The organism is Halomonas sp. 1513 (genome assembly GCA_001971685.1).
Taxonomy (GTDB): Bacteria; Pseudomonadota; Gammaproteobacteria; order Pseudomonadales; family Halomonadaceae; genus Franzmannia.
Genome location: CP019326.1, coordinates 2,056,966 through 2,069,454, shown reverse-complemented (window position 1 = coordinate 2,069,454; position 12,489 = coordinate 2,056,966). Strand labels below are relative to the sequence as shown.

Below are 12,489 nucleotides of genomic sequence, written 5' to 3'. Positions count from 1 at the left end.
GGGAGATCCGCTATGAATGGACCGTTCAACCGCGGCGGCAATCGCAAGCCGATGGGGGAAATCAACGTCGTGCCGTTTATCGACGTCATGCTGGTGCTGCTGGTGATCTTCATGATCACCGCGCCGATGCTGACCCAGGGCGTGCGCGTTGACCTGCCCCAGGTGACCTCCGAGCCGATCGACGATGTCGATGACAGCGAGCCGATCATCGTCTCGGTCGACCGCGAGGGCGACTACTACATTTCGCTGGGTGATGAAGAGACCTCGGTATCCCTTGATGACATTGCCGACCAGATCATCATCATTCTCGACCGTCGCCCGGATACGCCGGTGATGGTGCGCGGCGATCGTAATGTTACCTACGGCCAGGTAGTGACGCTGATGAGTACCCTGCAGGTTGCCGGGGTGACCAATGTCGGGCTGATCTCCGAACCGCCCTCGAGTGAAGATTGAGGAACCTCATGGCCAGACACGATAGCCGTGTAGGCTATGGCCTGCCCACGCTGCTCGCCGTCGGCCTGCATGTGCTGGTGGTAGTGATGAGCGTCATCACCTTGCCCAGCCGCGAGCCGGAGGCCACCTCGTCATCGGTGGTGCAGGCGACGCTGGTGAGCACCGAAACCACCACCGATCAAGCGCTACGCGCCGAAGAAGCGCGCGCCAGGGCCACCCAGCGGCAGGCCGACGAAGAGGCCGCGGCGGCGGAGGCAGAAGCCGCCGCCGAGGCCGAGCGCCAGCAGGCGGAAGAGCAGGCTGCCCAGCGTCAGGCCGAGCAGCAGGCAGAGCGCGAAGCACAGCAGCAGGCGCGGGAGCAGGAGCGTCTCGACGCAGAGGCCGACGCCCAGCGTCGCGCCGAAGAGGCCGAGCAGCAGGCTCGGCTACGCGAAGAGCAGGAAGCCGCCGCCGAGGCCGAACGCCAGCGGCAGGAGCAGCAGCGCCGCGAGGCCGAACAGCAGCGCGAGGCTGAGGCCGCTGAACGCCAGCGCCAGGAAGAGGAGGCGCGTCGCCAGGCAGAGCAACAGGCTGAAGCCGAGCGTGAGCGCGAAGCCCAGCGTCAGCGTGAGGAAGAGGCGCGCCGCCAGGCCGAACAGGAAGCCGAGGCCGAGCGCCAGCGCCAGGAAGAGGAGGCTCGCCGTCGCGCCGAGCAGGAGGCCGAGGCCGAGCGCCAGCGCCAGGAGGAGGAGGCCCGCCGCCAAGCGGAGCAGGAAGCCGAGCGCCAGCGTCAGGAGGCCGCACGTGCCGCTGCCGAGGCCGCCAGCGATATCGACAGCCTGATCGCCGGCGAGCAGGAGTCGATCGCCAATGCGCGCCAGGCCGAGCAGGCAGCCAACAGCTTCCAGAACCTGGTGCGCAACGCCGTGGAGCAGGCCTGGATCATACCGTCCGGTTCTGCATCGGGGCTTGAAGCCACCCTGCGTCTCGATCTATTGCCCACCGGCGAACTGATCGGGGCTACGATTGTAAGTAGTAGTGGGGACGGGGCCTTCGATCGTTCGGTGATTCAGGCCGTCGAGCGCGCGTCACCGTTTCGTGAGATGCGACAGCTGCCGCCGGCCGCGCAGAGTCAATTCCGTCAGTTCAATCTAAGATTCCGACCCGGGGATGTACGCTGATGAAACCTTTGCTGAACCTCTGGCTTGCCGCCCTGCTGGTGCTGTTTGCCACCCAGGCCCAGGCCAACCTGACCATCGAGATCACTCGAGGCAGTGATCGTGCCATTCCGATTGCCATCGTGCCGTTCGCCGTGGACGGCGGCGGCTCGTTGCCCGACGACGTTGCCCAGGTGATCAGCGACAACCTGGAGCGCAGCGGCCAGTTCGACCCGCTGTCACGCAACTCATTGATCGCCCGCCCGAGCAGCAGCAGCGACGTCAACTACCGCGACTGGCGCGCCGTGGACGCCGACTACCTGGTGGTCGGCCAGGCCCGCGAAGAGGGCAGCCAGTACCGCATGCAGTTCGAGCTGATGGACATCTACGGCCAGCGCCGTCTGATCGGTGAGGTGGTGACCAGCGAGCGGGATGAGCTGCGCGGCGCCGCCCACTACATGAGCGATCAGATCTTCGAGGCCATCACCGGACTGCGCGGCGCCTTCTCGACGCGTATCGCCTATGTCACCTCGGAGGGCGTGGGTAACGACATGCGCTTCTCACTGTTCATCGCCGATGCCGATGGCCGCAACAGCCAGGAGATCCTCAGCTCCGACGAGCCGATCCTGTCGCCGGCCTGGTCGCCGGATGGCACCAAGCTGGCCTATGTCTCCTTCGAAACCGAGCGTCCGGCGATCTATATCCAGGACCTGGCCACCAGCCAGCGAGTGCGCGCCACCTCCTTCCCGGGGATCAACGGCGCACCGGCCTGGTCGCCCGACGGGCGTCGCCTGGCGATGTCGCTGTCCAAGGATGGCCAGCCGGAGATCTATATCATGGATGTCGCTGCGCGCAGCTTCGAGCGCATGACCGACAGCAGCTCCATCGATACCGAACCCAGCTGGTCGCCGGATGGACGCAGCATCGTGTTCACCTCGGATCGCAGCGGTGGGCCCCAGCTGTACAAGATGGATGTCGCCAGCAAGCAGGTCGAACGGCTGACTTTCACCGGCAACTACAACGCCCGCGGTCGCTACTCGCCCGACGGCGAATCGCTGTTTCTGATTCATCGCGGCAACAACGGTTATCAGGTCGCACGTCAGGATCTCGGCTCCAACCGCCTGACGACCCTAACCGATAGTCGCTGGGATGAATCTCCTAGTGTTGCGCCGAATGGGAGCATGGTAATCTTCGCTACCCAACAGGGTAACAACGGTGTGCTGGGGGCAGTGTCGGCCGACGGACGAGCCGCGTTCCGCCTGCCCTCGGCACGAGGTGACGTACGCGAACCCGCGTGGTCACCGTTTCTGAACTGAGCGACCATTAGTGTCATTCAATTCTTGCAAGGAGTTGAACATGCAATTCTCATCTTACGCCAAGGGTCTGGTGTTGGCCGCCTCTCTCGCCTTCGTGGCAGGCTGTTCCAGCAGCGGCGGTACCCAGGACGGGTCCATGGATGGCACCAGCGGCAGCGGTGCTGCCGGACAAGGCGTGGGTAGCGGCCAGGTTAGCGGTACCGGCATGAATGGTGGCAACGGCACCAGTCAGGCCAGCCAGCAGGGCATCCCCAGCGTGCGTACCATCTACTTCGATTTCGACCGCGATACCATTCGCAGCGAGTTCGAGTCGGTGCTCAATGCGCATGCCCAGTACCTGCGTGCCAATCCCAACGCCCGCGTAGTGCTCGAAGGTCATACCGACGAGCGCGGCACCCGCGAGTACAACATGGCACTCGGCGAGCGCCGTGCCAACTCCGTGCAGCGTTTCATGAACGTACAGGGCGTGTCGCCGTCACAGCTTGAGGTGGTCAGCTACGGTGAAGAGCGTCCTGCCGTGCGTGGCCAGAACGAAGACTCCTACGCCCAGAACCGTCGTGTGGTCTTCTCTTACTGAGCCACACTCGCTAGTGGAGTGAAGCATGAAACACAGCCTCAAAAGGCTGTGCGGCGCGGGAGCCCTGGTGCTCCCGCTGTCCGTTGGGGCCGCCCCGATCGTGGAGGACCTTTCGGCACAGCAGCAGTCGCGCAGCTTCTATGAACAGACCGAAGCACGTGAGGCCGGCGGTGGCAGCCTGATGCTGCTCAATCAGCTGGAAGAGAATCAGCGCCAGATATCGCAATTGCGCGGCCAGTTGGAAGAGTTGCGCCACCAGCTCGAGCAGATGCGCCAGCTCAATCAGGAGCGCTATATCGATCTCGAGGAGCGTCTGGCAGCGGTAGGCACCGTGGGCGGCTCGCCCAACGTCGATCCCGGCGCTGCACAGGAAGTTGCCGCTGCCAGCGGCGCTGGCAGTGGCGCTCAGGCCGCCTATCAGCAGGCCTTCCAGCAGGTCCAGGCGCGCGACTTCCCGGCAGCGATCAGCGCTTTCGAGGGCTTCGTGGCCGACTACCCCGACCATGACCTGACGGCCAACGGCTATTACTGGCTGGGTGAACTGCACTCTGCCGAATCGAATCTCGATCAGGCCGCCTCGGCCTTCCAGACCGTGATCGATGATTATGCCGATAGCAACAAGGTGCCGGATGCGTTGTACAAGCTAGCCCTGCTGCGGGCGCGTCAAGGTGAGCCCGACGCCAGCCGCGAGCTGCTCGACGCGCTGATGGAGCGCTACCCGGACAGCAATGCCGCCAGCCTGGCCAGCGAATTTCTCAATCAGTCAGGCCTGTAACGGCCATTGCCAGAGGAGCCCCGATGTCCTGCAAGATCGACTACCACGCGCGCCCCGACCTGCTCAACGGGAGGGTCATCCTGGTCACCGGCGCCGGCGACGGCATCGGTCGCGAAGCCGCCAAGGCGTATGCCGCCCACGGTGCCACGGTGATCCTGCTGGGCCGCACCGTGGCCAAGCTGGAAGCGGTCTACGATGAGATCGAGGCCGCCGGCGGTCCGCAGCCGGCAATCTTCCCGCTCAATTTCGAGGGTGCCACGCTCAAGGATTTTCACGACATGGCGGAGACGCTCGACAAGGAGTTCGGGCGTCTGGACGGGGTCTTGCACAATGCCGGTCTGCTGGGTCGCCTGACGCCGTTCGAGCAGTACGATCCGGCGCTCTGGGAGCAGGTCATGCAGGTCAATGTCAACGGGCCGATCTGGATGACCCAGGCGCTGATGCCGCTGCTGCTGACCAGCGACGACGCCTCGCTGGTGTTCACCTCGTCGAGCGTGGGTCGCAAGGGGCGCGCCTACTGGGGGGCCTATGCGGTCTCCAAGTTTGCCACCGAGGGGTTCATGCAGGTGCTGGCGGACGAGTTCGTCAATAATCCCGGCATTCGCATCAACAGCATCAATCCCGGCGCCACCCGCACCCAGATGCGCAAGACGGCCTATCCCGGCGAGAATCCCGATAGCCTGCGTCGGCCGGCCGAGATCATGCCCACCTACCTGTGGCTGATGGGCCCCGACAGTCGCGGTGTCACCGGCGAACAGTTCGACGCGCAGCCGCCACGCCAGTGAGCCCAGGGCGGGCGCCGTAGTTGCGGCGCCCGCCGTCTGCTCACGCCTCCCGGATCAAGGCCCCCACCAGCTCTTCCGGGGTCTCGAACCACAGGTCCGCCGGCCAGCGGCCGATGTCGTCCTCTTCGGCAATATAGCCATAGCCTACCGCCACCGCGGTCATGCCGGCACTGCGCGCGGCCTCCATGTCGCGCAGGTGGTCACCGATGTACCAGCACTCCACGGGTGTCACCGCCAGGCGACGCGCCGCTTCCCAAAGTGGCTCGGGGGCCGGCTTCTTGAGCGCTAGATCGTCGGCGCAGAGCAGCGCGCCGGGGGCCAGCTGCAGGGCCTCGATGAGCGGCGCCGCATAGGCGCGGGGCTTGTTGGTGACGATCCCCCAGGCCCGGGGTGGCAGCGCCCACTCGGCAAGCAGGCGCTCGAGGCCATCGAACAGGCGACTCTGACTGGCGACATCACGGCCGTAGGCATCGAGCAGAAAGGCGCGTGCCGCCGCGTGATCGACATGCTCGCTGGCCAGCCCCAGTGCCAGGCTGACCAGCGCACTGCCACCGTTGGAGACCTGCTGCCGAATCTGCGGGTAGGGCAGCGGGGCGAGGCCGTGATGGGCACGCAGTTCATTGGTGGCACGGGCCAGGTCGGGCGCGGTGTCGACCAGGGTGCCGTCGAGGTCGAACAGCAGTGCGCGGGGCGGCGCTGCCGCGGTCTTGGAGGACATCATGGCAGCTCGCGGCTGGCGTGCATCAGATAGTTGACCGACACGTCGCGTGGCGACAGCCGGTAGTGCCGGGTCAGCGGGTTGTAGACCAGCCCGCTCTGCTCGCGCACCTTGAGCCCGGTGGCGCGGCACCAGCTCGACAGTTCGGCGGGGCGGATCAGCTTGCGATAGTCGTGGGTGCCGCGGGGCAGCAGCCGCAGCAGGTACTCGGCGCCGATAATCGCAAAGGCGTAGGCCTTGGGGTTGCGGTTGATGGTCGAGAAGAACACCTGGCCGCCGGGCTTGACCAGGGTCGCGCAGGCGCGCACTACCGAGGCCGGGTCGGGGACGTGCTCGAGCATCTCCAGGCAGGTCACCAAGTCGAACTCACCGGGGTGGCGGCTGGCCATCTGCTCGGCGCTGGCCTGGCGGTAGTCGACCGTCACACCGCTCTCCTCTTGGTGAAGCCGCGCAACGGCCAGCGGCGCCTCGCCCATGTCGATGCCGGTCACGGTGGCGCCGCGATGGGCCATGGCCTCGGCGAGGATACCGCCGCCACAGCCGACGTCGATCACCGTCTTGCCGGCCAGGCCGGCGCGCGCATCGATGAAATCGAGGCGCAGCGGATTGATGTCGTGGAGCGGCTTGAACTCACTGTCCCTGTCCCACCAGCGGCTGGCCAGCGCCTCGAACTTGGCGACCTCGGCGTGATCGACGTTGGCCTGGTCCGTGTCGGCGTGGTGCTGTGCCGAATCCTGTGTGGCTGTCATCTCGTGCCTCATGTATATGCATCGGGGTCGCCCCATTCTACGCTTACCGGTGACCACTTGTCCGTCCATCGCGCAGCGATAGGGCGGACTGTCGCCGCTCCGCGTCATCCGCTGGCGGGATAGCTATGGCATAATCGAGCGGCACTCACGATCAGGAGGGATCCCGATGATCCGCAAGGCCGTACTTCCGGTAGCTGGCCTCGGCACGCGCTGCCTACCCGCGTCGAAAGCCATCCCCAAGGAGATGATCACCATCGTCGACAAGCCGGTGATCCAGTACGTGGTGGAAGAGGCGGTGGCCGCTGGCATCAAGGAGATCGTGCTGGTCACCCACTCCAGCAAGGCGGCGATCGAGAACCACTTCGACAAGCATTTCGAGCTCGAAGCCAGCCTCGAGGCCAAGGGCAAGACCGAGCTGCTCGAGGAGCTGCGCAATATCATTCCCGGCGACGTCAAGATCATCAGCGTACGCCAGCCCGAGCCGCTGGGACTCGGCCATGCGGTGCTCTGCGCGCGGCCGGTGATCGGCGACGACGAGCCCTTTGCCGTGCTGCTGCCCGATGTGCTGGTCGACGATGATGGCCTCAGCGGCAATGACCTGGGTGGCATGATCGAGGCCTTCGCCGCCAGCGGCCAGTCGCAGATCATGGTCGAGAACGTGCCCCGCGAGCTGGTCTACAAGTACGGCATCGTGGCTATCGACGGCGACACGCCGGCGCCCGGCGAGTCGGCCCCCATGGCCCAGGTGGTCGAGAAGCCCAAGGTCGAGGAGGCCCCTTCGACCCTGGCGGTGATCGGTCGCTATCTGCTGCCCGGGGCGATCTTTCCGCTGCTTGCCGAGACGCCGCCCGGTGCCGGCAACGAGATCCAGCTCACCGACGCCATCGATGCGCTGCGCGCCCGCGAGGGCGTGGCGGCCTATCGCATGCGCGGCGCCACCTACGACTGCGGGCACCAGCTTGGCTATCTGGAAGCGACCCTGGCGTTTGCCAAGCGTCATCCCAAGTACGCCGAGGGCTTCGCCGAGCTGCTCGATAAGTACGCCGCCAAGGAGTAATCCACGATGCGTGTCTTGGTACAAGGAAGTGAGCTGGCGGCGGCCACCGCCGCCGCAGCGCTGGCCAGCGTCGGACACCGAGTGGCATGGCTGACGCTGGCACAGCACCCGTGGCGCGAGCTCGAGCAGGCCGATTGGCTGATCCGCGAGCCGGAACTGCTGCATCAGCTCAAGGAAGCCCAGCGTGGCGGCGCCCTGAAGATTGCCGATGACGGAGTCGAGGTGGCCGCGCTGGTCGGCGACGAGCCGCTCGACGTGCTGTGGTTGGCGCTGGCCCCCGACCAGCGGGAGCTGGCCACCCACAGCGTCGACCAGATCGCCGGGCTGCAGTCCACGCCGCTGGTGGTGGTCAACAACTCGACCTTCCCGGTAGGCGACACCGAGCAGTTGGAAGCGCTGCTCGGGCACGCCGGCCAGGTGGCGGTGGCGCTGCCCGACATGCTCGAGGAGGGGCGCGCCTGGCAGGCCTTCACGCGGCCCAGTCGCTGGCTGCTGGGCTGCGAGGACGACCAGGCCGCCGCCCAGGTGCGCGAACTGCTGCGCGCTTTCAATCGTCGCAGCGATAGCTTCCAGCGCATGCCGCGGCGCGCCGCCGAGCTCACCAAGCTCTCCATCAACGGCATGCTGGCGACCCGTATCAGCTACATGAACGAGGTGGCGGGGCTCGCCGACTCGCTGGGCGTCGACGTCGAACACGTGCGTCAGGGGATGGGCGCCGATCCGCGCATCGGCTATCAGTACCTGTATCCGGGCTGCGGCTTCGGCGGCCCCAACTTCTCCCGCGACCTGATGCGCCTGGCCGACGTGCAGTCGGCCAGCGGCCGCGAGTCGGCCCTGCTCGAGCAGGTCCTGGACATCAATGAGCACAAGAAGGAGACGCTGTTTCGCAAGCTGTGGGGGCACTTCCACGGCCAGTTGGAGGGGCTCACCGTGGCCGTGTGGGGGGCCGCCTTCAAACCTGGCACCGCCCGTATCGACCATGCGCCGGTGCTGACGCTGCTGCGCGCGCTGTGGGCCCAGGGCGTGCAAGTGCGCCTCCACGACCCGGCAGCGCTGCCGGCGCTGCGCAAGGAGGTCGGCGAGCATCCGCTGTTGACGCTGTGCGAGGACGATCCCTACGCAGCCTGTGAGGGCGCCGATGCGCTGATGCTGGTTACCGAATGGAAGTGCTACTGGAACCCTGACTGGCGGCGTCTCGGCGAGTCGCTGAGCAAGCGCCTGGTGCTCGACGGCCGCAATATCTACGATCCCGCCTATGTCGCCGCCCGTGGGTTGACCTATCGCGGTATCGGTCGTCGCGCCGACCCTTGACCCGGACGGCCTGGTGGGCATGACACACCCTCAGGCCCCGCTCGGCGTGGCCTGGTCCAAGGGTGGGCCTCTCAACGGTAGTTCTGGTCGACGAACGCCCAGTTGATCAACTGCCAGATGGCTTCGAGATACTTGGCGCGGGCGTGGCGGTAGTCGATGTAGTAGGCGTGCTCCCAGACGTCGACGACCAGCAGCGGCGTCTGCTCGTGGGCGATGGGGGTGTCGGCATCGTGGGTCGCGAGGATCTCCAGGCCGCCGTCGGCACGCTTGATGAGCCAGATCCAGCCGGCGCCGAAGTGGCTCAGTGCGACGCCATTGAACGCCTCCTTGAATGCCGCGAAGCTGGCGTATTGGGCATTGATCGCCTCGCCCAGCTCAGCCGCTGGCTCTCCGCCCCCCTGGGGCGACAGGCAGTGCCAGAAGAAGGTATGGTTCCAGGCCTGAGCAGCCTCGTTGAACAGCGGGCCGGTGGCGGATCGAATGATCGCTTCCAGGGACTGGCCATCGTATTGGGTGCCCTCCACCAGCGCATTGAGTTGATCCACGTGGGCCTGATGGTGCTTGCCGTGATGGTACTCCAGGGCTTCGGCGGAGAGATGAGGCGCCAGCGCGCCCTTGTCGTACGGCAGGGCGGGGAGTTCGAATGCCATGGTGCCTAGTGCTCCTGCAAAAAGCCTTGCGCTGCAACCATATATGCGTAAGCGGTGTCGCCAGATCATAGCAGCCTAGGGTATGCTCGCCAATGACGGGGCGGGCCGATACCGCCCATCGCGGGGTAGTTACCCGTTCGTCGCATGACGCTCTCACGGCAAGGAGTCACGCTATGGCCGAGCGCCCGGAGGAACGGCGCCTTTCATCGCCCATCGTCCCCGATGTCAATACCAGCCTGACGGCCGATCACCTTCGTCATCCGCGAAGTGCTCGGCTGTGGCCGCTGTGGTTGATGCTGGTGGTCCTGCTCGCCGGGCTCGCCGGACTGGCGTATGCCGCCTGGCAGGAGCGCCTGCAGCTGCAGCGCGAGCTGGACCGCCTTGAGGGGCAGCTGTCCAACGTGCATGCGCGTTTCGACGGCTTCGATGACGAGCAGGACAGTGAGCTCGAGCCGATCACTGAGCGCCTGGGAGCCGTGGCCGAGGGTCAGCAGGCGCTGCGTGATCGTCTCGAGGAGCAGGAGCAGTTGATCGAGTCGATACGCGTGGCCAGCGCTGAGGACGAAGCGGTCGAGCAGCTGGCGGCACAGCATGCCACGCTGAGCGAGGACATGGCGTCACTCGAGTCGCTGGTGGGCGTGGTTCGTCAGTCGCTGGATGCCCTGGAGGAGGGCGGCGAGCAGGCCAGGGCCGCGCTCGGCAGCCGCCTCGAGCGCCTCGAGAGCCGCGTCGATGAACAGGCACCGGCGCTGGCATCGCTCAGCGATGAGTGGGGTGAACTCGAGCCACGGCTGGAACGCCTGGAAGAGGCGCAGCAGGCCCTGGCCACGCGACTCGATGAGCAGCCGGCATTCGACCCGCAGCGTCTCGATCAGATGGTCGACGACCTGGATGCGCTCCAGGCCTCGCTCGAGCAACTGGATGCCCAGCGCGAGGATGATCAGCAGGCATTGACCGACCTGCGCGAGAGCCTGAGCTCGACTCGCGGAGAATTGACGGAGCTCCGCCAGTCGCAGCTCGCGACCAGTGCACAACTCGAAGTCATTCAGAGCCAGCTGGGAAACTGATATGGAATGTCGCGCTTTGATGCGCCTGACGGCGGGCCTCGTCTGCCTGACAAGTCTCGCGCCGGCCTGGGCACTGGATGCCGACGTCGAAGGCATTAGCGGCCGAGCTGCCGACAACATCGTGCTCTACCTGGATGGCCTGGATGCCGCGCAGTACAGCCAGTCCCGGCTGGAGTCGGTAGTGCGCCGCCGCAGCCGCGAGGCGCTGCGCGTCTTCGGGTACTATGAGCCCCAGCTGCAGCTGGGGTTTGCCGGCGACCCGGTGGAGCGTGTCACGGTGATGGTCGAGCCGGGGCCGCAAGTGGTGATCCAGTCGCTGGACTTCCAGGTGCGCGGCGAAGCCCGGCGCGACCAGAATTTCATCGACGCCGTCGCTGACTTTCCGCTCAGCGAAGGCGATCCCCTCGAACATGCTCCCTACGATCGCCTGCGCAACCGCCTCTCGTCGCTGTCGCTGGAGCGCGGCTACTTCGATTCGCGCTTTATCGATCGGCGCATGGAAGTGCGGCCCTGGGAACAGAGCGCACGTCTCTATCTGACCCTCGACAGCGGGCCGCGCTACCGCTTCGGCGAACCGCGCTTCCACGGCAGCCACATCGACGAGGATCGCCTGCGTCGCATGCTGCCGTTCGAGCCGGGCGACCCCTATCTGGCCGGCGATATCGCCCGCTACAACCAGCGCCTGGGGCAGAGCAACTGGTTCAGTTCGATGAGCGTGCGTCCGCGGGTCGGCGGCGACACCAGCCTGGCGCTGGATGCCCCCGCCGGGCCCGGCTGGTGGCAGCAGGCTGACCTGCAAGGTGAGGGCGCCCCCGCGGCGCCCCCGGCCGACACCCCGATCGAGGGGCCGATGATCAGCGCCCAGAGCCTTGCCGCGGTACGTGCCCTGACCCCGCAGTCGCTGGAGGTGCCCATCGACGTCAATCTGGTGCCGGCCGACCGTCACCAGTTCGAGGTCGGGATAGGCTATGCCACCGATGTGGGACCGCGCATGCGCCTGGGCTGGAATCAGCCGTGGATCAACAGCCTCGGTCATAGCCTCAACCACGATCTGTTTCTCTCAGGGCCCGAGCAGCGCTTCACCGGCGAGTATGCGATACCGCTGGAAGACCCGCTGCGCGACAGCTATCGGCTGCAGTACGGGTTTCGCCACCGCGACAGCGACGATACCCGTAGCCTCGAGGCCTCGGTGGAGCTGGCGCGACGCTGGGAGTTCGACAACGGCTGGGTACAGAGCGCCTACCTGCGCAGCACCTTCGAAGATTTCACCCAGGGGGTCGACGACGATCAGACCTTTCTGCTCTATCCCGGCATCAGTTGGTCGCGCACCCGCACCCGCAACCCGCGTTTCCCCAGCTGGGGCGATCGCCAGCGGGTCGCCTTCGAGTACTCGAACACCGCCTGGGGCTCGGATATCGAGTTCTTCCGCACCACCGCCGACTCGCAGTGGATCCGCATGCTGGGACGGGACAACCGTTTCATCGGTCGGTTAGGCCTGGGCAGCATCGAGACCTCCGAGTTCGAGCGCATGCCACCCTCGCTGCGCTTCTTTACCGGTGGCGATCGGACGGTGCGCGGCTACGCCTTCGAGACGCTGACGCCGCGCGACGAGGAGGGGTCCCGGCTCGGCGGTCAGCAGCTGCTCACCGCCAGCCTCGAATACCAGCGCCGCGTCACCGGCGACTGGTGGGGAGCAACCTTCGTGGACACCGGCGACGCCTTCGATGACTGGGGCCCCGACCAGCTCAATACCGGGGTCGGCCTCGGGGTGCGCTGGATCTCACCGGTGGGTCCCATCCGCTTCGATGTGGCCCATCCGCTTGATGACGACGACAACGACTGGCGAATTCACTTCGCGATCGGACCGGAGTTCTGACCATTACACGACTGATCTG

General features: G+C 66.1%; 13 protein-coding genes. 10 read left to right on the top strand and 3 right to left on the bottom strand.

All coding sequences use genetic code 11. The annotated features are described in order from the left end of the window. The first annotated feature begins 12 nt into the window (after nucleotides 1–12). Genes BWR19_09240 through BWR19_09215 form a run of 6 tightly spaced genes read left to right on the top strand, consistent with a single transcriptional unit; the run spans nucleotide 13 to nucleotide 5,042 of the window. The gene (locus BWR19_09240; protein APX93098.1) at nucleotides 13–453 is read left to right on the top strand and encodes a protein TolR; all 441 of its coding nucleotides are present in this window, start codon (nucleotides 13–15) and stop codon (nucleotides 451–453) included. A gap of 8 nt (nucleotides 454–461) precedes the next feature. Next, nucleotides 462–1,613 carry a protein TolA gene (locus tag BWR19_09235; protein ID APX93097.1) on the top strand — a complete coding sequence of 384 codons (1,152 nt, stop codon included), beginning with the start codon at nucleotides 462–464 and terminating at the stop codon, nucleotides 1,611–1,613. Next, complete coding sequence (locus tag BWR19_09230) at nucleotides 1,613–2,905, top strand: Tol-Pal system beta propeller repeat protein TolB (protein APX93096.1); 1,293 nt, start codon at nucleotides 1,613–1,615, stop codon at nucleotides 2,903–2,905. Before BWR19_09235 ends, BWR19_09230 begins: the two co-directional genes overlap by 1 nt. Nucleotides 2,906–2,945: 40 nt before the next feature. Further along, on the top strand, nucleotides 2,946–3,482 hold the full coding sequence (locus BWR19_09225; protein ID APX93095.1) for a peptidoglycan-associated lipoprotein: 537 nt from the start codon (nucleotides 2,946–2,948) through the stop codon (nucleotides 3,480–3,482). A gap of 25 nt (nucleotides 3,483–3,507) precedes the next feature. Next, nucleotides 3,508–4,257, top strand: a complete 750-nt coding sequence (locus BWR19_09220) for a tol-pal system protein YbgF (GenBank protein APX93094.1) — start codon at nucleotides 3,508–3,510, stop codon at nucleotides 4,255–4,257. 23 nt (nucleotides 4,258–4,280) lie between these two features. Further along, nucleotides 4,281–5,042 (top strand): YciK family oxidoreductase, encoded by a 762-nt coding sequence (locus tag BWR19_09215; GenBank protein ID APX93093.1) that lies wholly within the window; start codon nucleotides 4,281–4,283, stop codon nucleotides 5,040–5,042. 40 nt (nucleotides 5,043–5,082) lie between these two features. Here the strand turns inward: BWR19_09215 and BWR19_09210 are convergent, their stop codons facing one another. Both BWR19_09210 and BWR19_09205 read right to left on the bottom strand, forming a co-directional pair. Continuing rightward, nucleotides 5,083–5,760, bottom strand: coding sequence for a phosphoglycolate phosphatase (locus BWR19_09210; GenBank protein ID APX94972.1), 678 nt, complete (start codon nucleotides 5,758–5,760; stop codon nucleotides 5,083–5,085). Next, nucleotides 5,760–6,509 (bottom strand): bifunctional 3-demethylubiquinol 3-O-methyltransferase/2-polyprenyl-6-hydroxyphenol methylase, encoded by a 750-nt coding sequence (locus BWR19_09205; protein APX93092.1) that lies wholly within the window; start codon nucleotides 6,507–6,509, stop codon nucleotides 5,760–5,762. The genes BWR19_09210 and BWR19_09205 overlap by 1 nt, the downstream gene beginning before the upstream one ends. A 166-nt stretch (nucleotides 6,510–6,675) precedes the next feature. Here BWR19_09205 and BWR19_09200 point away from each other — a divergent pair, with 166 nt between their 5' ends. Both BWR19_09200 and BWR19_09195 read left to right on the top strand, forming a co-directional pair. Further along, nucleotides 6,676–7,566: a UTP--glucose-1-phosphate uridylyltransferase gene (locus BWR19_09200; protein ID APX93091.1), complete on the top strand. Its 891-nt coding sequence runs from the start codon at nucleotides 6,676–6,678 to the stop codon at nucleotides 7,564–7,566. 6 nt (nucleotides 7,567–7,572) lie between these two features. Further along, on the top strand, nucleotides 7,573–8,877 hold the full coding sequence (locus BWR19_09195) for a UDP-glucose 6-dehydrogenase (GenBank protein ID APX93090.1): 1,305 nt from the start codon (nucleotides 7,573–7,575) through the stop codon (nucleotides 8,875–8,877). A 71-nt stretch (nucleotides 8,878–8,948) separates the two neighbouring features. Here BWR19_09195 and BWR19_09190 read toward each other — a convergent pair whose 3' ends face one another. Beyond that, nucleotides 8,949–9,527: a superoxide dismutase gene (locus BWR19_09190; protein APX93089.1), complete on the bottom strand. Its 579-nt coding sequence runs from the start codon at nucleotides 9,525–9,527 to the stop codon at nucleotides 8,949–8,951. 173 nt (nucleotides 9,528–9,700) lie between these two features. Here BWR19_09190 and BWR19_09185 point away from each other — a divergent pair, with 173 nt between their 5' ends. Then, nucleotides 9,701–10,594 (top strand): hypothetical protein, encoded by an 894-nt coding sequence (locus BWR19_09185; protein APX93088.1) that lies wholly within the window; start codon nucleotides 9,701–9,703, stop codon nucleotides 10,592–10,594. A 1-nt stretch (nucleotide 10,595) separates the two neighbouring features. Next, on the top strand, nucleotides 10,596–12,470 hold the full coding sequence (locus BWR19_09180; GenBank protein APX93087.1) for a hypothetical protein: 1,875 nt from the start codon (nucleotides 10,596–10,598) through the stop codon (nucleotides 12,468–12,470). Nucleotides 12,471–12,489: the final 19 nt, after the last annotated feature.